Below are 22,269 nucleotides of genomic sequence, written 5' to 3' on the forward strand. Positions count from 1 at the left end.
GGGGATCCGGCTCACCACTCGACCAACAGCCTCGCCGGCGCGACGACGTTGATGCTCGGCTCGTACACGCGCGGCTGGTCCGGGACAAGCCGCAGGTCCGGTCGGTGGCGCATGAGCGCGGTGATGCCGGCCCGGATCACCGTCCGGGCGAGATTGGCGCCGAGGCAGTAGTGCAGCCCCTGGGAGAAGTGCAGGCTGCCGGCCAGGTGCGGGCGGTGCGGGTCGAAGGAGTCGGGCTCCGGGAAATGCCGCTCGTCGCGGTTCGCCGAGGCCGCCATGACCCAGAGGACCGAGCCCGCCGGGACCGGGACGCCGCCCACCTCGACCTCGGCCGCCGTCATCCGGAACACTCCCAGGGCCGGCCCGGAGCGCCGGAGGGTTTCGCTGAACACGCCGTCGAAGCGATCGGGTTCGTCCCGCAGCGCCTGCCAGCGGTGCGGTTCCTCCAGCAGTTCCCCACACAGATTGATCAGAGCGAAACTGGTCGGGCGGAAGCCGGCGGTGATGACGTCGAAGCTGATGAGGCTGATCAGTTCTTCGTCGGTGTAGTCGGCCTCTCCCTTCGCGACCTTCTGTGTGAGAAGGCTTATGAGATCGTCCTGGGGCAGGCGCCGGCGCATGCCGATGACGTCGCTCAGATATTCCTCCCACTCCTGGATGTCCTTGGCGTAGGGGAGTTGCAGATGCGCGGGAGGCCGGCCGAAGAAGAATTCATTGACCGCCCGGTGGTAGCGCATGATGCGGTCGTAGTCGTCGACGGGCAGCCCGGCCAGCCGGATCACGACGGTGTTCGCCAGCGGGCGGGCGTACGCCTCGACGAGGTCCACGGGTGGCTCCGCAGGAATCTCGCCCGCCCGCAGGTCGGCGATCTCCTCGATCCGGGCCTCGAGACGCTTGACGCCCTTGGCCGAGAAGTACGGCACGACCGGCTTGCGCAAGCGGTCGTGCGTGGGCGACCCGTCGAACCCCATATTGGGTGCCGTGAACGTGCTGGTGCTCCGCAGCACGTCACGGACCTCCGGGGGATAACTCGACATGATGATGGACCGCGTGGAGGCGGGAAAGAGTTCGGCGTTCTTGAGGACCCACGACACGTCGTCGTACCGGGACACGATCCACATGTGCAGATCTTCGCTGTAGAAGACCGGTGCCTCGTCCCGCAGGCTCTTCAGCATCGGATGCAGATCGGCCGAGCCGTGCGAGAGGAAGGTGGCCGCCACCGACTCGGGGGAGAGCAGCGGACAGTTCTGCGCCCGTGTCCCGTTGTCGGTCCCGGTGGGGGAGCTGATGAATTCCGGCAACGTCAGACCTGCTTTCGATCGTTTTGGTGGCGCAATCAGGCGCTCTCCGGGGCGTATCCGTCGCTTTGTTCAGGCTCGCACCCCTTCGTGGCGTACGAGGGCCGCCGCCCTCTCCTCCCGAGGCCCTCTTGACGGGAGCCATGGCGCCGGGTGGGGCGCGGCGGGCCACGGATGCCGGGGAATTCCCCGTCCCCGGAGCACCACGGGAATCGCCGTACCTCACAAGGCCGATGGCTGCCGCACCCGGTACGGACGCGTCCCGAGCCCGTCCGCCTGACACGTGCGGGGCGCGTACTCGGAAAGATACGCACGTCGGTAGACGGGCCCCGAAAGGCATATACGTTCTTCGACGGGCAGGCCGGTGCCGTCGAATTCCGTGTTTCCGGGCGCGGGATCGTTCCATGAGGGCCCACTGACCTGGCCGACGGGCGCTCGGTGATCGAACGGATCATCTGCGGCCCGCGCCGGTCATGGAGAATGGAGTGCGGATCACTGGCCGTTCAGGGGGAGTTGCGGGCGGAATCCATATTTCGCGCAGGTGTGCTGTCAAACGGGGGAAAGCGTGAATGCGAAGGTGACTGTTCTCGGCCTGGGGTCCATAGGGACGGCATTGGCCGAAGTGTTGGTGGCGGCGGGTCACCGGACGACCGTCTGGGACGGTACGCCGGGTGCGGGAGAGGCTCTGGCCGGCAAGGGTGCCGTGGCGGCGGGCTCGGCCGCGGAGGCCGTCGCGGCGAGCCCACTGGTCGTGATCCGCATGACGACGTACGAGGTCGTCCGTGAGGTCCTGGACTCCGTGACCGCCGGGGCGTTCGAGGGTCGTGGCATCGTGAACCTCACCCCGGGCTCGCCGCTGCACGCGCGGGCGGCGGCCGACTGGGCGCGGCGGCACGGCGCCGGCTATCTCGACGGCGTGATCACGGCGACGTCGCCGCCCGGCATCGGGAATCCCGGCTTCCCGGTCCTCTTCAGCGGCTCGCGGGCCGCCTTCGACAAGCATCGCGAGGTGCTCGCCGCACTGGGCGAGCCGGTGCATCTGGGCACCGACACCGCGCTGGCCTCGGTGTACGACACGGCGCTGCTGGGCCTGATGTGGTCCACTCTGGCCGGCTGGTTGCACGGTGCGGCGCTCGTCGGCGCCGACGGTCCCGGCGGGAACGAGACGGCGACGGCCTTCACGGACGTGGCCGACCGGTGGCTGAAGACCGTCGGCCCGCTCATGAGGAGCTATGCCGAACAGGTCGACTCCGGTCAGTACCAGGGCGACGGGATCACCCTGCGTCTCCACCGCTCGGCGATGGACCTCCTCGTCCACGCGAGCGAGCTGCGCGGGGTGGCCCCCGACCTGCCGGAACTGTTGCGGGAATTGACCGGGCGGGCGATCGAGGCAGGGCACGGGGACGACGGCTACGCGCGCCTGGTCGAGGTGATGCGCCGGAACGACCGGCCGTGAGCTTGTCCGTCGGGGGCGAAGGCGGTATTCCTGCCCGCACTACCGCATGACGCCGTTTCCTCCATATGGCGTACATCGGGCGTTCTGCGCCGTTTGGCGTCGGGCAGGGGGTGGGCAGCCTGGAGCGGGACGATTCGGGCGGCCAGTTGGGGGGCGTGAGGATGACGACGCGTCAATTGCGAGTCGGCACATGCGCGGCGGCGGTGATCGGTGCCGTGGTGGCGCTCGGCGGCTGTGGCGGAAGCGACTCGGGCGACCCGAAGCCGGCCGCGACGGCCTCTGCTTCGTCCTCCTCGGCCCCTTCGCCGGCATCCTCCCCAGCCCCTTCGTCGGCCCCTTCCGCAGCCTCTTCCTCGGCCTCCTCTTCTGCCCCTTCCCCGGCTGCGTCGTCGCCGGGATCGGGGAAGAACGGCGGGCGGGAGGTGCTGCCCGGGCTGCCGTCGGCGGGGGAGGCCCGTCAGCAGCTGGGGAAGCTGACGGTGGCCGATCCGCGCCCCATGACGGGCTATAGCCGGTCGGCCTTCCCGCACTGGGCGCAGCAGGGCAACAAGTGCGACACCCGCGAGACGGTTCTGGAGCGCGACGGCCAGGGCGTCAAGCGGGACGCCGAGTGCCGGGCGACCTCGGGCTCGTGGCGCAGCTTCTACGACGACAAGACGTTCACGGCGGCTTCCCAGGTCGACATCGACCACATCGTGCCCCTCGCCAACGCATGGCGGTCGGGCGCCGACAAGTGGCCCACCGACCGCCGCAAGGCGTTCGCCAACGACCTGACCCATCCGCAGCTGCTGACGGTCTCGGCGGCCTCGAACCGGAGCAAGGGCGATCAGTCCCCGGACCAGTGGCAGCCCCCGGCGAAGTCCGCTTGGTGCGTCTACGGCCGGGCGTGGACGTCGGTGAAGAGCACCTATGGCCTCACCGTCACCGAGAACGAACGGAAGATGCTCACCACCATGTTGGGTACCTGTACGGCATGAACAGCGAGCACTACGCGCAATACGAGCACTTCCGGGACGAGGTGACCGCCGGTCCGGGCGGTGCGATGACCGACGAGGTCGGCGTCGTCACCGGCGACCTCACCGTCGTCACCGCACTGCGCCCGGACGGCCTGGCCGGGGTGCGGGTGCAGTACACCGGTGCGGAGGAGTGGTACACCCTCACCGGCAGCCCCCGCCCCGTACCGCCCGCCGGACTGAAATCCCTGCACCAGGCAGTGCTCGAGGCCATCCGGGCCGGCGGCGGCGCACAGGTGCCCGGCTGAGACCGGCGAGGAGACGACCGCGCTGCCCGCCTCGTGTCCACCGGCCGGTGGACACGAGGTTCACCCGCCGATGCGCACCGCCTGCCCGGTGACGCGTACGCGCGCGTCGGCGGGGTCCACGGTCACCAGCAGATCGCTGGGGCGGCCCATGTCCTCGCCCTGGCGAATGCTGATCGCCGCTTCCTCGCGGATCTGTCCGGTCGCCCGCAGGTAGCCGCCCAGTGCGGCGGCCGCCGCGCCCGTGGCCGGGTCCTCCACCACGCCGCCCACCGGGAACGGGTCGCGCGCGTGGAAGAGCAGCTCGCTCTCCCGCCACACCAGCTGGACGGTGGTCCAGCCGTGCTCTCGCATGATGTCGGCCAGGGCGTCGAAGTCGTAGGCCAGGTCGGCCAGTCGCGCGCGGGAACCGGCCGCCAGGACGAGGTGCTCGTTGCCGCCGAAGGCGACGTGCGGCGGCAGCGCCGGGTCCAGGTCCTCGCGCGCCCAGCGCAAGGCGGCGAGCGCCGCGTCCAGTTCGGCGTCCACGGCCGGCCGGGAGCGGGTGGGCGCGCTGGTGAGGGTCGCCCGCACCGCGCCCCGCCCGTCGACGACCGTCTCCACCCGGATGTCGCCCACGGGCGTGTCGAAGACCACCTCGCCGGGGCCGATGCGCTCGGCGAGCGCCACCGCCGTGGCGACGGTGGCATGTCCGCAGAACGCGACCTCGGCCAGAGGGCTGAAGAAGCGCAGCCGGAAACGGCGCTCGGTCTCGTCGCCGGCGGTGATGAAGGCGGTCTCGGAGTACCCCACCTCGGCGGCCAGGGCCAGCATCCCCGCCTCGTCGAGCCGGGCGGCGTCGAGGACGACGCCCGCAGGGTTGCCGCCCGCCGGGTCGGAGGTGAAGGCGGAATAGCGAAGGATCTCGACGGAACGGCCGGCGACGGTCTCGGTCTCAGTAGTCATGAGGGTTACTCTGCCGCCGGGCAGGCATCGTGACAAGCGATGGATCATGATGAGTCCGATCGGTGCATCCGATAGGTCCCGCTATGCTCGCCCGCATGGACACCCGACTGCTGCGCACCTTCACCACCGTGGCCGGCACCGCCAGCTTCACCACGGCCGCCGCCGAGCTGCACCTCGCCCAGTCGACGGTCACCGCGCAGGTCCAGACCCTGGAGAAGGAGCTGGGCACCCGGCTCTTCGACCGGCTGCCCCGGGGCGTGGCGATCACCGAGGTCGGCAGGCGGCTGCTCGCGGAGGCCGAGGGCGTACTGGACGCCGAGTCACGGCTGCGCGCGGCGGCCGCGGCCGATGGCCCTCCCGTGGGCCGGGTCGTCATCGGCGCGGGCGAGACGCTGTGTTCGGCGCGACTGCCCGGCGTCATCGCCGCCCTGCGCGGGCTCCACCCCGACCTCGAGGTCGACTTGTCGCCCGTAGGAACCGCCGAAGCGGCGGAGGGCCTGCGCACGGGCCGTCTCGACATCGCCTTGATGCTGGAGGAGGAAGTCTCCCCTTCTGATTTCCCCGACATCGACACCGAACCCCTCGCGCACGAGCCGCTGGTGCTCCTCTGCGCCCCCGGACATCCCTTCGCCCACCGGACGGATCCGGTCACCTGGGAGGAGCTCGCACAGGAACCGTTCTTCCTCCACGAGCAGGGCTGCTCCTACAGCGACCGGCTCGCCCGCCGCCTCCTGTCGACCCCGGGCGTACGCCCCCGCCTGACCCGCTTCGGCAGCATCGAAGCCGCCCGCTCCTGCGTGGCGGCCGGCCTCGGCCTCACCCTCCTGCCGCGCGCCACCGTCGAGCACGCCCTGCGCGAAGGCCGCCTGGCCGAGGTGACGGGACCGCCGATCCCCGACGTGCCCGTACAACTGGCGCGCCACCGCAGGCGCTGGACCTCTCCCGCGGCGCGGGCGGTGATCGCCGAGCTCGCCCGGCAATTCGGGGGCGGCGAGGAGAGCGTTCCCGCAGCCCGGTCGTAGGCCGCCTCCGCGGGGCAGGCCCGCCCGGACTGCTCCGTTGCGGCGAATCCGCGGCCCCGCCGTTCGGAACGACCGTGCCCACGGGAACACCGATACGGATGGACGTCGCGATCATGGGGCACTACCGTGCCGACCGGCTCGTCACCGCGCTCAGGCGCCACGCGGCCGAGCGGATCTGGCTGTGCGGCCCTACCGACGTCAGCGCCGGCATGGGACCCGGCATCCGCTACCGCCACCTCGCGGCGGGCGCGGGTGTCGACGACGTCCTGGCCCTGTGGGCGAGCATCGGCGCGCAGGTGGTGGTGCCGAGCCTGTACCCGCTCGAACAGGAACAGCTCCTGCACACCCTGGCCACCGCCGCGCAGCGAGTGCCTTTCGGTAGCCGGCACGCGCACGTCCATCCGCCCGCCTTCGCCGAAGCGGTGTCCGACAAGGTCCTCTTCCACCGGCTGGCCCTCGACCGGGGCTGGCCGGTGCCCGAGGGCATCGTCTGCGAGGACAGGGCGCAGGCGGCCGTGGCACTGAAGGAGCTCGGGCCACCGGTGATGGTCAAGACCGGCAGATCCGTGCCGTGGCAGGGGCGCTGGTACCTCACCGGCCCCGACGACCTCGGCGCGGCGGACGGCATGGTCTTCCCTGTCGTGGTGCAGCGTGTCTGCCGGGGCGAGGAATTCGGCGTCGAGCTGCTCACCGACAGGGGCGGCACGCTGCGCTGGCCCATCGCCTCCTTCGGCCCCCTGGACGAGCGGTGCATGCCCGGATGGCGCATGCGGGTGATGCCGGCCGGGCTCCCCACAGCGGTCCGGCGCGGCCTCGACGCGTTCATCGCGGACGTCACCGACATGCTCGCACCCTGCGGGGCGTGGCAGATCGACATGGCCGTCGAGGCGGGGGAGCTGCGGGTGCTGGAGGTCAACGGCAGGTTCGGCGGAATGGCCCACCTGAGCCGGGCGGTCACCGGCCACGATCCCTATCAGGCGCTCGCCACCGCCGCGCTGGGCGGCGAACCGCCGGCCCCCACCGCCGTGCGCGTCGCCGCCGAACTCCCCCTGCGGGCCGGCGCGAACGTGCCGGAAGCGGGCGACGGCGTACGGGCCGAGGTCGAGAGGCCCTCACCCACGGAACCCTGTCTGCCCACCCACTTCCACCGCACCCTCGTCGTCGCCGACGACCGGGCGGCACTCGCACGCTGGATCCGCGCTCTGCCCGGAAACGCCTGGGCCGACCATGTGCCGCTCTCGCGGGGTTAGGGAACCAGGGATCAGGGCGCCCCTGTCAGCTCCGACAGCAGCTCGGTGACCTCCTGGGCGTGCTGGGGGAGCGCCGCCTCCTCGTACGCCGTCCGTGCCTGTTCCCAGTGGCGGCGTGCCGCGTCCGGCCGACCCGTGGCGGCGGCCAGGTGACCGAGGTGATGCAGGGTACGGGCCTGGCCGACGGTGTGGCCGAGCCGCCGGTAGACGAGCAGCGCGCCGTGGTAGCGGTAGTGGGCCAGATCGTGGTCCGCCTGCTGACGGGCGGTGATGCCGAGGTTGAACAGGGTGTTCCCGCTGCCCCGGTGGTCTCCGAGGGCACGGAAGAGCGGCAGGGCGGCGGAGTAGTACCTCTCGGCCTTCCCGTACCGGCCGCTGCGCCGGGCGACGGTGCCCAGGCTGTGCAGGGTCCGGGCCTCACCGGTGCGGTCGCCGAGCCCCCGGTACAGATCGAGCGCCTCCGTGAAGGTCCGCAGCGCCCGGTCGTAGTCCTGCTTGTGCTTGAGGAAATCGCCCATGGTGTAGAGAGCGAGGGCATATTGCGTGCTGTCGGCGCTGAAGCGGGCGAACTCCACCGCCATCTCGCACACTTCGAGACCGGCGTCCCAGTCCTGCTGACGGCGCAGGAACCAGCTGACGTCGTGCGCCAGCGGCAGCACGACGGTGGGTCGGTCGCGCATCCGGGCCAGCCGGAGGGCGGTTCGCAGGTTCGGGCGCTCGACGTCCAGCCAGTGCTCCGCCGCATCCTCACGCCGGCCCGCACGCGCCGCCCGCACGATGCGCTCGGTGGCATCCCGGGCGGCGTCACGGTAATGGACCAACAGCCCGTCGACAGCGGCCTCGACGCTCGCCTCGTCGTCCTCCGCGGAGCAGCGCAGCTCGGCGAACAGCCGCAGCAGGTCGTGGAAGCGCACCCAGCCCCGGGGCCTGCCCGGCTCGATCATGTGGGCCTCGCGCAGCGACCGGAGCAGCTTCCTGGCCTGCGGCACGGAACGTCCGGCGACCGCGGCGGCGGCTTCCACGCTGACCTGCTGCCCGGGATTGAGGGACAGCAGCCGGAACATCCGGGCTTCCTCGGGCGCGAGCCCGGCGTACGACAGCTCGAACGCGGCGGTGACGGAGTCGCTGCCACCGTACGACAGCTCGTCCAGGCGGGTGGCACGGTCGCGTAACGTCGCCGTGAGCTCCCCGACCGGGAGGTCCGGGTCACCGGCCAGGATCGAGGCGACGACGGCCAGCGCCAGCGGCAGCCGACCGCACAACTCCGCCAGGTCGCCCACGGCTTGCGGCTCGTCCTGAGCGCGGGTGTCCGAGGGCCGGCGCATCCGCAGCGTACGGACGATCAAGTCCGTGGCCTCGGCGGGCTCCAGGACGCCCAGGTCCACGATCCGGGAACCGGGCAGGTCGCCGAGGGCGTGCCGGCTGGTCACCAGCACCCGGTGGACCGGCGAACCGGGCAGCAGGGGGCTGACCTGGTGCGCCGAGGAGGCGTTGTCGAGCACCACGAGGACCCCGCTGCGCCGGGCGGCGAGGTCCGCGAGCTTCGAGCGGTACAGCGACAGACGTCCCCCGGCCGTCGGGGGGAAGAGCTCGTCGGGTACGCCGAGGGCGCTCAGGAACGCCGACACCGCGGTGTCGGGCTCCACGAACCGGCGCTCGTCGTAACCCTGGAGGTTGATGAAGAGCACTCCGCCGGAGAACCACCCCGCCGCCAGGGCCTCGTGGGCCGCACGCAGCGCCAGGGCGGTCTTGCCGACGCCGGGTGTGCCCGAGAGCGTCGACACCACGACGGGGGAACCGTCGGAACCGGGGTCCAGTGCGGCGGTGACGTCGCGCAGGGCCGCGCTCCGCCCGGTGAACTCCGGTGCCGTCGGCGGCAGACCGGCCAGCGCGGTGGGCACCGTGGGGGCGAGGTGCAGCTGTTCCACGTGCCCTGCCTGGATCACCGAACCGGTGACGCTGCCGCTCAAGTCGTTGGACGAGTGGTTCACGGTCTCTTTCTAGCCCACGGCGAAGGACCGGGGAAGGCGTTCCGCCCACGCCCCGGTCCGCTCACGGCACCGCCCGCTCCTGTCGTTCCGTGTCGACGCGGGGGAGGATCAGCACCCCCCAGGTGACCAGCACCGCCCCGATGGCCTCGGGGACCAGCCACCACCCGGCGCGTACCCGCTCCCCGTAGACCAGGATGCCCAGCGCCAGGCTGACCAGGCCCTCGCCCAGGGTGAGGGCGGGCTGGGAGGCGATGAGGGGGCCGGACTCCATGGCGTTCGCCAGGAGGAACAGCGCGCACGCGCCGGCCGCCACGAAGCCGTAGGTCTGCCAGGAGGCGAGGAAGGCGCCGCCGCCGTGCTCGTCGAAGGTGGTGGTGGCGGACTTCATCAAGGTGGCGGTCAGGGCGTAGCCGATCGCGGAGGCGGAGCTGAAGAAGGCGGCGCGGGCCTTTCCCCTGGGCCGTGGCAGGGCCGCCGCCACGCACAGGGCCATGGCGCCGCCGGTGGTGAGCAGGGTCAGGGTCCACATGCCGGGGGAGACGTCGGTGTGTCCGCCGTGGGGCGCGGCCGCCGCCAGTGCCATGCCGAGCCCGGCGGCGACCATGACGGACGCCGCCCAGCCGATCGCGGGCAGCCGGCGCCGGGACACCGCGGAGGCGACCAGGAGGGTGAAGGGCAGCTCGGTCACGAGGATGGGCTGCACCAGCGACAGGGATCCCAGGGTCAGGGCCAGGGCCTGGCAGGCCGCCGCGCCGACCACGACGGCGATGCCGCCGAGCCACGCCGGGCTGCGCACCAGGTGCCGGACGATCCGGACGCTGAAGGCGTCGCCCGGGGGCACGGTCCGGGCGCCCAGCCGCTGGAGCACCGTGCCCGTGGCGTTGCCCACGGCCGCCAGCAGGGCGAACAGCGCGGAGATCAGTGCTGCCACGGTGCGGTTCCTCCGTTCGGAGCCTCGGGTCGCTGGCGGCAACGGTGGCAGAGCGGACGGTGGGACCGGAACCGCACCACGCCCGGGAACAGTGATCACACGATCGGCCGGGTCGGGCACACGGCGTGACAGTGCGCCGGGTCGAGGGGGCCGGGTGAGCGGCTGAGAGCGAAACTCGGGGGGCCTGTGTGCATGGAGTGGGTCGGGAATGACAGGCTGTCCCCATGCAGAATGTGTTCTTCGACATCACCATCAACGACGAGCCCGCCGGGCGCATCGTCTTCAAGCTGTTCGACGACGTGGTCCCCAAGACCGCGCAGAACTTCCGTGAGCTCGCCACCGGCCAGCACGGCTTCGGCTACGAGGGCTCCGGCTTCCACCGGGTCATCCCCGACTTCATGCTGCAGGGCGGCGACTTCACCCGGGGCGACGGCACCGGCGGCAAGAGCATCTACGGCGAGAAGTTCGCGGACGAGAACTTCCAGCTGAAGCACACCAAGCCGGGCCTGCTCTCCATGGCCAACGCGGGTCGCAACACCAACGGCTCGCAGTTCTTCATCACCACCATCGTCACCAGCTGGCTCGACGGCAAGCACGTCGTCTTCGGCGAGGTCGTCGAGGGCATGGACGTCGTGAAGAAGATCGAGGGCCTGGGCTCGCAGAGCGGCCGCACCTCGGCGACGATCAAGATCGCGAAGTCGGGCGTGGTCGAGGCCTGAGAGGCCTGATACACCGGCGCGGGCCGGCTCGAAGAGGCGGCGGCTGCCCGGCAGACGCCACCCTCGAGCCGGCCGGTCGCTCCCCCCGGCCGGGAAGGCGCGGACGCCGCGCCGATCCGTGCCCCCGCCCGCATGCCGGGAACCGCCGGGCTTGCAGTGGCTTGATATCCCTCTTCCCTCTCCTCCGGTAATGAGTGGAAGAGTCCTTTGCGGGAAGAATCGCACCGAGGCATAACCAGCCGACAGGCAACCGCTCTCTGCGATCCCCGGGGGGAACCGTGTGCGCCAACGTGACTGTCGTCGGTCTCGGACCGATGGGGGCGGCTCTGGCCGGCGCGTTCGTGGCCGCCGGCCATCGGACGACCGTGTGGAACCGTACGCCCGGCAAGGCGGACGCCCTCGCCGAGAAGGGCGCCGTGACGGCGGCGACGGCTGCCGAAGCCGTGGCCGCGAGCCCGGTGACCGTGGTCAGCCTCGCGACGTACGAGGCCGTCGACGAGGTGCTCCGGCCTCTGGCCGGCGCGCTCGCGGGCCGGACGCTGGTCAATCTCACCTCGGGGCCGCCGGTGTGCGCACGGGCGACGGCCGCCTGGGCGGAGCGCGGCGGTGCCGACTACCTCGACGGCGTGGTCCTGACGACCCCCTCCGGCATCGGCAGCCGGAACTTCCTGCAGCTCTACAGCGGCCCGCCGGCCGTCTTCGAGGGACATCGCGAGACGCTCGCCGCCTTGGGCGACCCGGTGTACGTGGGCGCCGACACCGCCCTGCCCTCCGTGTACGACACGGCACTGCTGTGCCAGATGTGGTCCACGCTGACCGGCTGGCTGCACAGCGTGACCCTCATCGGCGCCGACGGCCCCGGAGGCAACGTGCCGGCGACGCGGTACACCGAGGTGGCCAACCGGTGGATGGACACCGTGCGCTTCTTCATGAGCACGTACGCGCCGCAGATCGACTCCGGGCGGTACCCCAGCGGCGACTTCCCCCTGGACCTCCACCGCACGACGATGGAGGTCCTCGTCCACGCCAGCGAGCTCCGGGGAGCGGGCTCCGGTCTGCCGGAGCTGTTCAAGGCGCTGACCGAGCGGGCGATCGCAGCCGGTCACGGCAGTGACAGCTACGCACGCCTGGTCGAGTTCGTGCGCCAGGAAGGCCGGCCGGACGCCACGCTGCCCTGGCCCCCGACGACCGTCTGAGGCAGCCACACGAACGGGCGGACCCGGGAGCCCGCCCGCGAACCGCCGGCGTTCACTTGACGGCGATCACCATGGACTCCGGCCCGGCCAGATGCCGCACCCGGCTCTCGCGGAATCCGGCGTCCGCCAGCCACTCGCGGCAGTCGGCGCCCGTGTACTCGAAGCCGCCGGGCGTTTCCAGGAGCATGGTGAGACTCATGAGCAGCCCGGCGACGTTCTCCCGGCGCTCGTCGTCGAGGAGCGTCTCGTAGATGACGAGGACGCCGCCCTCCTGCAGCGCCTCGTACGCCTTCCGCAGCAGCGTCTTCGCCTTGGGCAGTGCCCAGTTGCTCAGGATGTGCCCGAAGACCAGGACGTCGGCCGTCGGCAGCGGCTCGGTGAAGAAGTCTCCGGCGCGGAAGACGAGCCGGTCGCCGAGGCCGGACTCCTCGTGCCGGCGCCGGAAGCCGGGGGCGACGGCGGCCAGGTCGAAGCCGGTGCCGCGCAGGTGGGGATGGCGGTCGAGCAGGTGTGCCAGCACGGTGCCCTCGGCACAGCCGATGTCGGCGACGGTGCGGTAGGGGGACCAGTCGAACTCCTCGGCCAGGGCGAGCGCGGAGCGCATGGACAGCCCGGTCATGGCCTGCTGGAAGGCGTCGAGGCGGCCGGGGTCGTCGTAGAGGCCGGCGTAGATGCCCTCCTCGCCGGCCCCGATGCCGTTCTGCGGCTCTCCCGTGCGCAGGCCCGCGTCCAGCCTCCCCCACAGCTCGTACATCCTGGCGTCGCTCATCTCGAGGAGGCCGCCCAGGTAGGCGGGCCTGCCGCGGACCAGGTACCGATCGGCGTCGGGGGTGTTCGCGTACAGGCCGTCGGTGCGCTCCAGGGCGTCGAGGGCGACGAGGGTGTCGAAGAAGTCACGGGCGGAGCGGGGGTGCAGCTTGAGCCGGACGCGCAGTTCCTCACCGCTCAGCGGACCGTCGGCCAGCTCGGTGAAGAGGCCGAGACGGGCGGCGACGAGGAGGACCTTCGACGCCATGAAGCCGGTGGCGGTCTGCAGGAGCCGGTCGATCGCCGGGGCGTCGTGGGGGCCGGGAGACGTCTTGCTCATGGGTCCCTCGCAGGGCGCTCGCATGGTTGTTTACCGGATATTTCTCAACTACCCACCTTTCGCCCCCTTCAGGCGCCGGATCAGTGGGCACCGCCCATCTCCAGCGCCATCACCCCCGCCACCACCAGCACCAGGCCCCCGATCTGCACCGCCGTCAGCCCGTCCTTGAAGAGCACCGTGCCGGCCAGCGCCACCAGCGCCACCCCCACGGCCGCCCAGATCCCATAGGCGATCCCGATCGGCATGCCCCGCTTGAGCACCTGTGACATCAGCACGAACGCCGTCACGTACCCCACCGCCACGACCACGCTTGGCCCGACCTTCGAGAACCCCTCCGACAGGCGCAGCGACACCGTCCCCGTCACCTCCGCCAGGATCGCTCCTGCCAGCAGCATCCACGTCATGGCCTGCGCCTCCCTTGTCCAGCCGGAGAACCCGAACGTCCTTTCCTGACAGTGTGGGCGCGCGAGGACGCGGCATCCGCCGTGGCCGCGGCCGGTCAGCCCGAAAGGATGAGGCGGTCCCCACCCCGCCAGCGGCCGGCGAGACGTTCCTGCGTAGACTCCCTGGCTGATTCCGGACTCGATGGCCGGAAGGCACCACCGATCAACGGGGATACCTTGCTCACTCACACGAAGACCGGCACCTGGCGACGCTCCGCGCTCGCCGTCGGAACCGTAGCCGTCGCACTGGCCTTGACGGCGTGCAACTCGTCCACCGGAAACGGCTCGGGCGACAAGAAGGGCAAGGCCTCGGCCGCGCCCGACAAGCCGCTCAAGGTCGGCCAGCCCAGCCCCGAGGCGATGGAGATCGGGCGCTACGGCAAGACCGGCAAGTTCACCATCACGCCGCAGCGCGTCGTCATGGGCAAGCCTTCCGACCTCACCGAGCTGGACGCGCAGAAGTACCAGGGGATGACGGTCGCCTGGGCGTACGTCAACGCCAAGCTGGTCGGCGGCGACATGCCGTTCAAGGGCCCCATGGTGTCGACCAACGTCGGGGTGCTGGCCGAGGGCAACCAGCGGGGCACCCGGCTGATCCTCATCGGCGACATGCCCGGCAGGCCCGCCGACTGCCGTGACCTGGACACCGAGGCGACGTGGCAGAAGGACGAGGAGCACACGGCCTGCATGCCCTTCATCGTGCCGGAGAAGCAGAAGGTCACCGCCATCACCTACTCCCGCGGCTACTACAAGGCCCCCCTGAAGTGGACCCTCGACTGACCGGCCGGCTCCCGCACCTCGTCACCCGAGCCGGACGGGCAGCGTGTCCGTGCTGTTCCCGACGAAGCTCGGGTGCGGGGGCAGCGCGCGGTCGGGCACGGCGGGCGTGAGGTCCGGGTAGCGGGCGAACAGCGCCTCCAGCGCGATCGCCCCCTCCAGCCGGGCCAGGTGCGCCCCGGGGCAGAAGTGCGGTCCGTGCCCGAAGGACAGATGGCGCTGCTCCGGGCGACGGGTCACATCGAAGCGCGCCGCGTCGGGACCGTACGCACGCTCGTCCCGGCCGGCGGCGCTGTACGAGGCCAGCACGGCGGTGCCCCGGGGTACGAGCACGCCGCCCACCGTCAGGTCGCGCGTGGGGTAGCGGAACGGGAAGAAGCCGACCGGGCTGTCGTAGCGCAGGGTTTCCTCCACCACGTCCTCCCAGCCGGCCCGCCCGGTGCGCACCGCCCTCAGCTGGCCGGGGTCGGCGCACAGGGCCCGTACGGCGTTGGTGATGAGGTTGAGGGTCGTCTCGTGCCCGGCGACGACCAACAGCAGGAGCGTGCCGACGAGTTCCGGGCCGCTGAGCCGCTCCTCGTCCTCCTCCTGTGCGGCGATCAGCGCGCTGGTGAGGTCGTCGCCGGGGGCCTTCCGGCGCCGCGCGACGACCTGGTCGAGCAGGGCGGCCATGTCGCGGTTGGCCGCCAGGGTCTGCTCCGGGCCGGCGGAGGTGCTGACGATCGTCTGCGAGAGCCGGTGCACGTCGTCACGCAAGTCCTGGTCGACGCCGAGCAGTTCGCAGATGACACCCATGGGCAGGGGATAGGCGAAGTGCTCGCGCAGGTCCACGACCCCGTTCCGGCCGGCCCGGTCCGCGAGCCCGTCCAGGAGAGCGTCGGCGAGCTCCCGCACGCGGGGCCGCAGCGCCTCGACCCGCCGGGCGGTGAACGCCCGGGAGACCGGGGCGCGCAGCCGGCGGTGGTCGTCCCCGTCGGCGGTGGTCATGCCCTTGAGCGTGGCGAACACCGTGAGCGGCCAGCCCTCCGGTATCCGGCCCTGCTGGAGCGCCGCGAAGTGGCAGGGGCCCTTGGCCGCGTCGGGGTGGGCGAGGAACTCCTTGAGCTCCGTGTACCGGGTGACCGCCACGGCCTCCACCCCGCCCGGCAGCAGGATGGGGACCACCGGCCCCCGGGCGCGCAGGAGCGCGGCTTGCGCATGCCCCCCGGCTCCCGTCGGGTCGAGCGGGTAGGGAGCGGGCGCTGCGTCGTTCATGGTGACCCTCCTCGAAGGAAGCCGGCGGGGCGGCCGATGCCTGCGGTGCCACAGAACGAACCTCTACCGCCTACGGGCTGCCGGCGGTAGCCTGCGGGCTCATTCGCCGTCAGAGGAGCGCGCCATGGGCGCCGAGGGCCGCTGCGATCCGCTCGCCGAGCACGACAGGACCCGGGCCGCTCTGCGCGCCGTGATCCCGCGCCTGGTCCACCTGGTGCGCGGCGTTCCCGACCTGGGCGCGCCCTCCGGCGTACCGGTATGGACGGTGGGCGACGTCGGCGCGCACGTGTGTGCCGCCTATCTGGCGTACTGCTCCGCGTTCACCGGCGAGTTCGACGACTGGGACAGCGTCCTGCCACCGGACGACGGTCCGCTCGCCGAGCGGATCGCCGCCGTGAACGCCAAGGCGATCGGCCTCTTCGGCGAGGACGAGCGCCGGCACCTCGGCGACGTCATCGCCGACAGGGGAGAGACGTTTCTGCGGGTCACCGAGGGCCTCGCACCCCAGACTCCCGTCGCCACCCCCTGGTACGGGCAGCAGGCCGTCATCACGCTGGCGACGGCGACCGGGCTCATGCTCAGCGAAAGCCTCCTCCACGGCCTCGACATCGCCCGCGGCGCCCGGCTCCCCTGGACGATCGGACCGGACGAGGCACGGCTGGTGCTCGGCCAGTCGATGCCGACGATGATGCCGCTCGCCCTGGACAAGACGAAGGCGCGAGGTGTGAGGGTCTCGTTCGACCTCGCGCTCAAGGGCGGGCCGCGGCTCGCGGTCGTCATCGAGGACGGGCGGGCGACGGTGGTCCGCGACGCGCCCGCACGCCCCTACGACTGCAGGATCACGGCCGCGCCGACCGAGTTCCTGCTGGTCTCCTTCCGGCGCCTGCCGATCTGGAAGGCGATCGCCCGCGGCCGGATGCGGGCGGGAGGCCCCAGGCCATGGCTCGCCCCGCGCCTCGCCCGGCTCATCGCCAGCCCCTGACCGGGCGCTTCCGAGGGAACCGCCCGGGTGCCGGCCGGCCGGGCTAGGGACGATCGGGGTCGATCTTGAGGAGGGGCGCCGTGCAGATGATGCTGCGCCGGCGGGCGATCCTTCCCCGCAGGTGTTCGCGCCGTCCGAGGCCGAGGATGTCGCTGCTGCTGAGGACCCCGTTGAACCGGGTGAGGAGATGGTGCAGTTCGTCCCCCTCCTCGTCGGCTTCCTCGGCGCACTCGCCGCCGGCCCCGTCCTCGGCCGCTCCCGCCTGCTCGTCCGGCCGCTCACCCGCGCGGGGTGAGGGGCGGCAGACGGGGTGGTGCGACGGCTCCGGCTCGTCCTCCTGCCCCGGTGGTCGCCGGTGCTGCTGGTCGGGTTGGTGCACGGCCGCCTCCCACAGCGGCCTGAAGTAGTCGAGCGGGCCGCCGAGGACGTGCAGGAGGGCGGCGACGTCGTCCCACTCGGCGGGTTGCGTCCCCTCCAGCATGGTGGTGACCCGGTCGGACGACAGCCGCCAGCGCGTGGCGACGGCGATGTCGTACGCGGTCGGCTGGCCTGCCCTCACGTGCAGGGTCCGCAGGGCCGCCAGCAGGCGTGCGGGGCCCAGCAGCCGGTCCTGGCTGGCGATGATCTCGCCCGGACTGGCCACCACGGGCGCGGCCACGGCGGCCGTGTCCCGCAGGCGCTCGGTCTCCCACACCTGGCGCAGCACGGCGGGATCCGCCCCGCAGGCGATGGCGAAGCGCTCCGTGAGCGGCCAGGCGGGCACGCGCTCACCGCTGAGGATCCGGGAGAGGTACGAGGCGGAGCAGCCGACCCGGCGGCTGAGGACCTGCAGCTGCATCTTGGAGGCGCGGGCGAGCATCGACAGGACGGGTGCGAGCCGGTTGAAGGCCGGGGTCGCCGGAGTCCGGGCCGACAGGGGGGTGTCCACCGGCAGGTCGGACGGCGGGGGCGACTCCCCGGCCGGCGCGGTCTCGCCGTAGAGGGCGCCCAGGGACGACGGGGTGCTCCTCAGGTGGATGTGCTGGCTGAGGCGGCGCAGGATGTAGGCGTTGGTGTAGCGGTGGCGTGCGGTGTCCTCGCTGACGTTCAGCAGCCGGCCGATGCGGCTCCACGTCACGCGCCGGTGGCGTGCGCGGCCCACGAGGCCGGCGGTGAGGCTCTCGAGCTGGGCGCGCAGCTGCTCGGCCCTGCGCAGCGGTTCCTCGGCGTCGAGGGCCTGCAGGCCGCGCTGGAGCTGGCGGGTCTCCTCGAGGATGTCCTTGATGATCTCCGCGAGGACCTCGTCGGCCCCCGAGGGGACGCAGGGGGAGGGCTGGTACTGCCCCTGTACGGCCCGGGGCCGGCGTTTGGGCAGCGGGGGGCGCACCGGGGGTGCGGCCGGTGCGGGTACGCCGGGGGCCGAGATGGCCGCCTGGGGGTTCTTCCTCATGCGGTAGGCGGCCTGGCGGCACGGCGTGCTGCAGTACTTCTGGGGGCGGCCCACCTTGGGCTCGCCACTGGATCCGAGGGGGGTCTGGCAGAACTGGCAGAAATTCATCCTCGCCGTCCTCATGCTACGAAAAGGGTTCAGCCGGGGAAGTTCCGTCGCTGATTTGGTGGGAGCGGGCCTGTATTTCCGTCACCGGAAACCGGACGACTTCTCCGGATTCCTGTTTTTCGTCACGGGGGCCCGGTGCCGGCCGGAGGCGTCCGGCCGGCACCGGGCGCATTTCAGGACCGGCGCTTTCGCCTCGGCCAGTGGCCGCGACCAGCGATTCCGAGAGTGGCGAGGAGTGCGGAGAAGGACTCCGGAGTGAACTGCAGCTGGAGTCTGGCGCCCGAGATCAGCAGGAAACCCGTGACAAGGATGGCCAGGAACCAGGCAAGCGCACGCTTGCCAGATCGGTTCACACGACGGAAGGTTTCGTAGCGACTGCTAGTCTCTAGGTCGTGAGCCAGACGGTGCTGAAGCTGTTTGGCGCGTCGGCGCCGGGGGGATCGTTCCATTCGGTTTCTCCTGGACGGTCGAATCGCTGAGGGACGCGTGCAGGGTTTTGGATGAAGGTTTGGCGACCGCTTCACGCCCTGCACGCGCCTGAGCGTGACCTTATCTTTACACTGCGCCGAAAACGAATCGCCCTAATGGTGCATCGCGCCCATTTCGCGAAACGCCGCAGGACCGGTCGAATTCCGTAGAGAAAACCCGTGCCCATCTCGCCGGATTCCGTTGATTTCGCCCGTGGGGCCTTCCTTTCCTGGTATGACAGGCACTCTCCGGCCCGTGGCGGTGCGGCGGATCAGGTTGCCTCGGGCAGCGATGTGCGGACCGGTGACGGACCGACGGCATCCCCCCTCTTGACTTCGGACAAAGAGGGAGGAAAATGGCAATACACCAGACAACCGGTGAGAGCCGCACCGTCGGTGGAGACGTAGACATCCATCGGCCCGAGTGACCCCATCTCGGCAACTGGCTAGGCCCTCGGCGGGTACGTATCGACATCGGAGTCCAGGCGACGACCGAGACTCACGGACCGATACGGAGCGCCGAGGGCTGTTTCATGCCCGGAGCACGGAGCGCGGACCGTGACTACCGGGTTCCGCCGTGCCCGGCCTCCTCCCACAGGTCGGTGCTGTGGGCGTCGACGAGGGCACCGATGCGGGCGAGGACGTCCCCGGCCGGCCGCGGGTCGAGGCGGCGCCCGTCACGCAGGCGCACGGCCACGTGATCGTCGGCGGCTTCCCTGGCGCCGATCACCGCCTGGTAGGGCACGAGACGGGCCAGACGGATCCGGGCGCCCAGGGTGCCGTGCTCGGGCCCGGCGATCTCGGCGCGCAGCCCCAGTTCGGTGCACCGCCGGGCGAGGGCCACGGCGTTCGGCAGCTCCGCCTCGGAGACCGGCAGGACGGCCAGCTGGACGGGGGCCAGCCAGGCGGGGAACGCGCCGCCGTGCTGTTCGATGAGGTGGGCCACGGCGCGCTCCACGCTGCCGACGATGGCGCGGTGGACCATCACCGGCCGGTGTTTCGCGCCGTCGGCGCCGATGTAGTGCAGGTCGAATCGCTCCGGCTGGTGGAAGTCGATCTGGACGGTCGACAAGGTGGACTCCCGGCCCGCGCCGTCGGCGACCTGGACGTCGATCTTGGGGCCGTAGAACGCGGCCTCGCCCTCGGCCGCCTCGTACGGCAGACCGGAGCGGTCGAGGACATCGGTGAGCAGCGCGGTGGACCGCCGCCACATCTCGGGGGCGTCCACGTACTTCCCGCCGGGCCCCGGGAGGGAGAGGCGGAAGCGGGCCGGGCTGATGCCGAGCGCCTCGTACGCCCTGCGGATCATCTCGAGGGCGGCCCGCGCCTCCTCGGCGGCCTGGTCCAGGGTGCAGAAGATGTGCCCGTCGTTGAGCTGGATGGCCCGTACGCGGTTCAGCCCGCTCAGCACCCCGGAGAGTTCGGACCGGTACATGCAGCCCAGCTCGGCCATGCGCAGCGGAAGCTCACGGTAACTGCGCGGCCGGGAGCGGTAGATCACGGCGTGGTGGGGGCACAGGCTCGGCCGCAGGACGACCTGCTCGCCGCCCAGGTCCATCGGGGGGAACATGTCGTCGCTGTAGTGCGACCAGTGCCCCGAGATCTCGTACAGCTCCCGCTTGCCGAGCACCGGCGAGTACACGTGCCGGTAGCCCGCCCGCCGCTCGGCGGTGCGGATGTACTCCTCCAGGGCGTGCCGCACGGCCGCGCCGTCGGGCAGCCAGTACGGCAGCCCCGCGCCGATCAGCGGGTCGGTGTCGAACAGGCCCAGTTCGCGGCCGAGCTTGCGATGGTCGTGCATGACGTTCTGGGTGGCGTTCCTCATGGCGTTCTCCTCACGGTCATCGGGCGAGTGACCGCAAGCCGAAGCCCCGGGGCACTCGCCCCGGGGCTTCGGACTGAACAGCTGTCAGCGCGCCGGGACACTCTCCGGCGTCGTCGTCATGGCAGCGCGCTTCATGGCAGGGACCGTAACAGAGGGGCCACGGAGGCCGCTTGTGATTATTTCCGGCCAGTGAGGGGATCGGCGTCCGGGTCCTGCGCCTCCTGGCCGCACACCAGCGTCCGGCCCTCCTCCGTCCCGATCAGCACCTCTCCGCTCGAGGCGACGCTCAGGCACCGCGGAAGGAAGACGTGCGGGCCGACCGCGGTCGGCCGGCGGCGCACCACCTCGCCGTCCTCCGGGCGCAGCGTCAGCAGCTCCCGCGCACTGGTGGCGACATGGAGGAGACCCGCGCCCGCGTCCACCCCCACCACGGTGGCGTCCACGCGGTGCGCCCATGCGACCTCGCCGTCGGCGAAGGCGCGGCGCACGAGATACGTGCCGTCGAGGGTGGTGCAGACGTGGACGACCGCCGGGCCGAGGCCGTCCTCGACATGGACGCCCGGGCCCCCGCCGATGGGCCCCGCGGGGCACTTCTCCCACCGGAGCGGGAACAGCGGCTCGATGCCCGCCGGCGAGACCTTGACCACCCACTTCTCCGGGCACGGCTCATGGCTGTACCCCTGCGGGAACAGCCGCTCGCCGATGCCCTGCAGGAACAGCAGGTGCGGGGAGCGGCGGATGCGGAAGCCGTGGTACGAGGAATCGCACTCGCCCAGCGCCACCGTGTCCAGCTGCCTGCCCGTGGGCGTGAACACCGGGGTCTCGTACGGCGGCCACATCGCCGGGGGAAAGAGGTAGCGGGAGTCGCGGGCGGCCCAGGCGCCGTCGGCGCGTGCACTGAGCGCGACGGGGAAGTCGACCCGGCGCTCGGCGATGACCGTGCCGTCCGCGAGGTCGATCCGCTGGAGCAGCGTCTTCCTGTTCGCGCTGTCCCCGACGAAGACCGTGACCCACGCCGTCCGCTCGTCCGGCGCCACGTACATCTGGTGACCGGACCGGTGGAGGAATTCCTCCGGTACGGGCACTGACCACAGCAGTTCGCCCGAAGTCGACCGGCAGGCCAGCAGGCTGCTGTTGAAGTGTGCGGCGAGCGTCCGCCCGTCCCGCAGTCCCTCCACCGCCGTCACCGCGTCGCGGTGCCCCCAGGGGCGGCCCGCCTCGGCCGCCCACGCGGCCAGCTTGTCCCCCGGGCGGTCGGCGGCGGGCCTCCAGTGGATGTCCTCGTCCTCCACCGTGACCCGTGGGCCGAACTCGACGCCCCCGCCCTCGACGTCCTCGAGACCGAGCCACTCGTCCCGCTCGGCGACGCACTGGGTGTGGAGGTCGCCCGGATCGTCGTAGCAGCGGTTGGGCTCGGCCAGGGTCACCTCCAGCCGGCGCTCGTCGAGCCAGCGCAGGGCGGTGACCCCGACGCCGGGGAAGGGGAGGGAGGTCCGGCGTCGTGGCGCCGGTTCGAGGAGGACCAGTTCCCCTTCCCGCTCCCACTCGTCGCCCCGCTCGGTGCCGATGGCAAGGAGGGGGAGGGTGGGGTGGAAGGTGAAGACCTCGACGTGGTGGTCCAGCTCGACGAAGTGCCAGGGCGCGAGGTCGCCCTTCCGGTACACCGCCACCCGCGACCTGCCGTCCCGCGGCGAGGGGGAGGCGACGACGGCGAGCCACGCCCCGTCGCTGCTCACCGCGGCGTGGTACGGCCACCGGGTCTCGGGAAAGGGCTCGTCGGGTATCACGTGCATACGCAATGTTCTCAGGCACCACGGCGGCGGCCCCGCCG

19 protein-coding genes are annotated in these 22,269 nt (G+C 71.7%); 9 read left to right on the plus strand and 10 right to left on the minus strand.

Annotation, left to right across the window (positions count from 1 at the left end; all coding sequences use genetic code 11):
• Positions 1 to 11 precede the first annotated feature (11 nt).
• Entirely contained in the window at positions 12 to 1,301 is a 1,290-nt protein-coding gene (locus ACIGXW_RS04265; RefSeq protein WP_399569610.1) for a cytochrome P450, read from the minus strand.
• A gap of 574 nt (positions 1,302 to 1,875) precedes the next feature.
• Between ACIGXW_RS04265 and ACIGXW_RS04270 the strand changes: the two genes are divergently transcribed.
• The 3 genes from ACIGXW_RS04270 to ACIGXW_RS04280 all read left to right on the plus strand — a co-directional run bounded on the left by ACIGXW_RS04270 (position 1,876) and on the right by ACIGXW_RS04280 (position 4,015).
• A complete protein-coding gene (locus ACIGXW_RS04270) occupies positions 1,876 to 2,754 on the plus strand; it encodes an NAD(P)-dependent oxidoreductase (RefSeq protein ID WP_399569612.1) in 879 nt (292 codons plus the stop codon).
• A gap of 422 nt (positions 2,755 to 3,176) precedes the next feature.
• Positions 3,177 to 3,731: an HNH endonuclease family protein gene (locus ACIGXW_RS04275; protein ID WP_399569615.1), complete on the plus strand. Its 555-nt coding sequence runs from the start codon at positions 3,177 to 3,179 to the stop codon at positions 3,729 to 3,731.
• On the plus strand, positions 3,728 to 4,015 hold the full coding sequence (locus tag ACIGXW_RS04280; RefSeq protein WP_071966429.1) for a hypothetical protein: 288 nt from the start codon (positions 3,728 to 3,730) through the stop codon (positions 4,013 to 4,015). The genes ACIGXW_RS04275 and ACIGXW_RS04280 overlap by 4 nt, the downstream gene beginning before the upstream one ends.
• A gap of 60 nt (positions 4,016 to 4,075) precedes the next feature.
• Here the strand turns inward: ACIGXW_RS04280 and ACIGXW_RS04285 are convergent, their stop codons facing one another.
• The gene (locus ACIGXW_RS04285) at positions 4,076 to 4,957 is read right to left on the minus strand and encodes a PhzF family phenazine biosynthesis isomerase (RefSeq protein ID WP_399569617.1); all 882 of its coding nucleotides are present in this window, start codon (positions 4,955 to 4,957) and stop codon (positions 4,076 to 4,078) included.
• Between the two features lie 95 nt (positions 4,958 to 5,052).
• Here ACIGXW_RS04285 and ACIGXW_RS04290 point away from each other — a divergent pair, with 95 nt between their 5' ends.
• Both ACIGXW_RS04290 and ACIGXW_RS04295 read left to right on the plus strand, forming a co-directional pair.
• The gene (locus tag ACIGXW_RS04290; protein ID WP_399569619.1) at positions 5,053 to 5,979 is read left to right on the plus strand and encodes a LysR family transcriptional regulator; all 927 of its coding nucleotides are present in this window, start codon (positions 5,053 to 5,055) and stop codon (positions 5,977 to 5,979) included.
• Between the two features lie 98 nt (positions 5,980 to 6,077).
• Positions 6,078 to 7,229 (plus strand): hypothetical protein, encoded by a 1,152-nt coding sequence (locus ACIGXW_RS04295; protein ID WP_399569621.1) that lies wholly within the window; start codon positions 6,078 to 6,080, stop codon positions 7,227 to 7,229.
• An 11-nt stretch (positions 7,230 to 7,240) separates the two neighbouring features.
• On the opposite strand, the gene ACIGXW_RS04300 is transcribed toward ACIGXW_RS04295, so the two are convergent.
• A complete protein-coding gene (locus tag ACIGXW_RS04300; RefSeq protein ID WP_399569623.1) occupies positions 7,241 to 9,220 on the minus strand; it encodes an ATP-binding protein in 1,980 nt (659 codons plus the stop codon).
• A gap of 61 nt (positions 9,221 to 9,281) precedes the next feature.
• The gene (locus tag ACIGXW_RS04305; protein WP_399569625.1) at positions 9,282 to 10,151 is read right to left on the minus strand and encodes a DMT family transporter; all 870 of its coding nucleotides are present in this window, start codon (positions 10,149 to 10,151) and stop codon (positions 9,282 to 9,284) included.
• Positions 10,152 to 10,375: 224 nt separating this feature from the next.
• Between ACIGXW_RS04305 and ACIGXW_RS04310 the strand changes: the two genes are divergently transcribed.
• Positions 10,376 to 10,870, plus strand: a complete 495-nt coding sequence (locus ACIGXW_RS04310) for a peptidylprolyl isomerase (RefSeq protein ID WP_399569628.1) — start codon at positions 10,376 to 10,378, stop codon at positions 10,868 to 10,870.
• Positions 10,871 to 11,160: 290 nt separating this feature from the next.
• Entirely contained in the window at positions 11,161 to 12,066 is a 906-nt protein-coding gene (locus ACIGXW_RS04315) for an NAD(P)-dependent oxidoreductase (RefSeq protein WP_399569630.1), read from the plus strand.
• A gap of 52 nt (positions 12,067 to 12,118) precedes the next feature.
• On the opposite strand, the gene ACIGXW_RS04320 is transcribed toward ACIGXW_RS04315, so the two are convergent.
• Both ACIGXW_RS04320 and ACIGXW_RS04325 read right to left on the minus strand, forming a co-directional pair.
• Positions 12,119 to 13,153 carry a methyltransferase gene (locus tag ACIGXW_RS04320; protein WP_399569632.1) on the minus strand — a complete coding sequence of 345 codons (1,035 nt, stop codon included), beginning with the start codon at positions 13,151 to 13,153 and terminating at the stop codon, positions 12,119 to 12,121.
• 80 nt (positions 13,154 to 13,233) lie between these two features.
• Positions 13,234 to 13,557: a DMT family transporter gene (locus tag ACIGXW_RS04325; RefSeq protein ID WP_399569635.1), complete on the minus strand. Its 324-nt coding sequence runs from the start codon at positions 13,555 to 13,557 to the stop codon at positions 13,234 to 13,236.
• Positions 13,558 to 13,773: 216 nt separating this feature from the next.
• Between ACIGXW_RS04325 and ACIGXW_RS04330 the strand changes: the two genes are divergently transcribed.
• Complete coding sequence (locus ACIGXW_RS04330; RefSeq protein WP_399569637.1) at positions 13,774 to 14,376, plus strand: hypothetical protein; 603 nt, start codon at positions 13,774 to 13,776, stop codon at positions 14,374 to 14,376.
• A gap of 21 nt (positions 14,377 to 14,397) precedes the next feature.
• On the opposite strand, the gene ACIGXW_RS04335 is transcribed toward ACIGXW_RS04330, so the two are convergent.
• Complete coding sequence (locus ACIGXW_RS04335) at positions 14,398 to 15,627, minus strand: cytochrome P450 (protein ID WP_399569640.1); 1,230 nt, start codon at positions 15,625 to 15,627, stop codon at positions 14,398 to 14,400.
• 124 nt (positions 15,628 to 15,751) lie between these two features.
• Between ACIGXW_RS04335 and ACIGXW_RS04340 the strand changes: the two genes are divergently transcribed.
• The gene (locus tag ACIGXW_RS04340; RefSeq protein WP_399569642.1) at positions 15,752 to 16,609 is read left to right on the plus strand and encodes a maleylpyruvate isomerase N-terminal domain-containing protein; all 858 of its coding nucleotides are present in this window, start codon (positions 15,752 to 15,754) and stop codon (positions 16,607 to 16,609) included.
• Between the two features lie 43 nt (positions 16,610 to 16,652).
• Here ACIGXW_RS04340 and ACIGXW_RS04345 read toward each other — a convergent pair whose 3' ends face one another.
• The 3 genes from ACIGXW_RS04345 to ACIGXW_RS04355 form a co-directional block, all read right to left on the minus strand.
• Complete coding sequence (locus ACIGXW_RS04345; RefSeq protein ID WP_399569644.1) at positions 16,653 to 18,146, minus strand: helix-turn-helix domain-containing protein; 1,494 nt, start codon at positions 18,144 to 18,146, stop codon at positions 16,653 to 16,655.
• A gap of 1,029 nt (positions 18,147 to 19,175) precedes the next feature.
• Positions 19,176 to 20,438, minus strand: coding sequence for a threonine--tRNA ligase (gene thrS / locus ACIGXW_RS04350; protein ID WP_399569646.1), 1,263 nt, complete (start codon positions 20,436 to 20,438; stop codon positions 19,176 to 19,178).
• Positions 20,439 to 20,614: 176 nt separating this feature from the next.
• Positions 20,615 to 22,231: a hypothetical protein gene (locus ACIGXW_RS04355; RefSeq protein WP_399569648.1), complete on the minus strand. Its 1,617-nt coding sequence runs from the start codon at positions 22,229 to 22,231 to the stop codon at positions 20,615 to 20,617.
• Between the last annotated feature and the right edge of the window lie 38 nt (positions 22,232 to 22,269).

This window comes from Streptomyces sp. NPDC053079 (assembly GCF_044546695.1).
Classification (GTDB): Bacteria; Actinomycetota; Actinomycetes; order Streptomycetales; family Streptomycetaceae; genus Streptomyces.

Excerpts from the sequence above, each read along its gene's own strand:
- ACIGXW_RS04280 (WP_071966429.1), top strand. The coding sequence starts at position 3,728 with ATGAACAGCGAGCACTACGCGCAATACGAGCACTTCCGGGACGAGGTG.
- ACIGXW_RS04285 (WP_399569617.1), bottom strand. The coding sequence starts at position 4,957 with ATGACTACTGAGACCGAGACCGTCGCCGGCCGTTCCGTCGAGATCCTT.
- ACIGXW_RS04290 (WP_399569619.1), top strand. The coding sequence starts at position 5,053 with ATGGACACCCGACTGCTGCGCACCTTCACCACCGTGGCCGGCACCGCC.
- ACIGXW_RS04295 (WP_399569621.1), top strand. The coding sequence starts at position 6,078 with ATGGACGTCGCGATCATGGGGCACTACCGTGCCGACCGGCTCGTCACC.
- ACIGXW_RS04310 (WP_399569628.1), top strand. The coding sequence starts at position 10,376 with ATGCAGAATGTGTTCTTCGACATCACCATCAACGACGAGCCCGCCGGG.
- ACIGXW_RS04320 (WP_399569632.1), bottom strand. The coding sequence starts at position 13,153 with ATGAGCAAGACGTCTCCCGGCCCCCACGACGCCCCGGCGATCGACCGG.
- ACIGXW_RS04325 (WP_399569635.1), bottom strand. The coding sequence starts at position 13,557 with ATGACGTGGATGCTGCTGGCAGGAGCGATCCTGGCGGAGGTGACGGGG.
- ACIGXW_RS04335 (WP_399569640.1), bottom strand. The coding sequence starts at position 15,627 with ATGAACGACGCAGCGCCCGCTCCCTACCCGCTCGACCCGACGGGAGCC.
- ACIGXW_RS04340 (WP_399569642.1), top strand. The coding sequence starts at position 15,752 with ATGGGCGCCGAGGGCCGCTGCGATCCGCTCGCCGAGCACGACAGGACC.
- ACIGXW_RS04345 (WP_399569644.1), bottom strand. The coding sequence starts at position 18,146 with ATGAATTTCTGCCAGTTCTGCCAGACCCCCCTCGGATCCAGTGGCGAG.
- thrS (WP_399569646.1), bottom strand. The coding sequence starts at position 20,438 with ATGAGGAACGCCACCCAGAACGTCATGCACGACCATCGCAAGCTCGGC.
- ACIGXW_RS04355 (WP_399569648.1), bottom strand. The coding sequence starts at position 22,231 with ATGCACGTGATACCCGACGAGCCCTTTCCCGAGACCCGGTGGCCGTAC.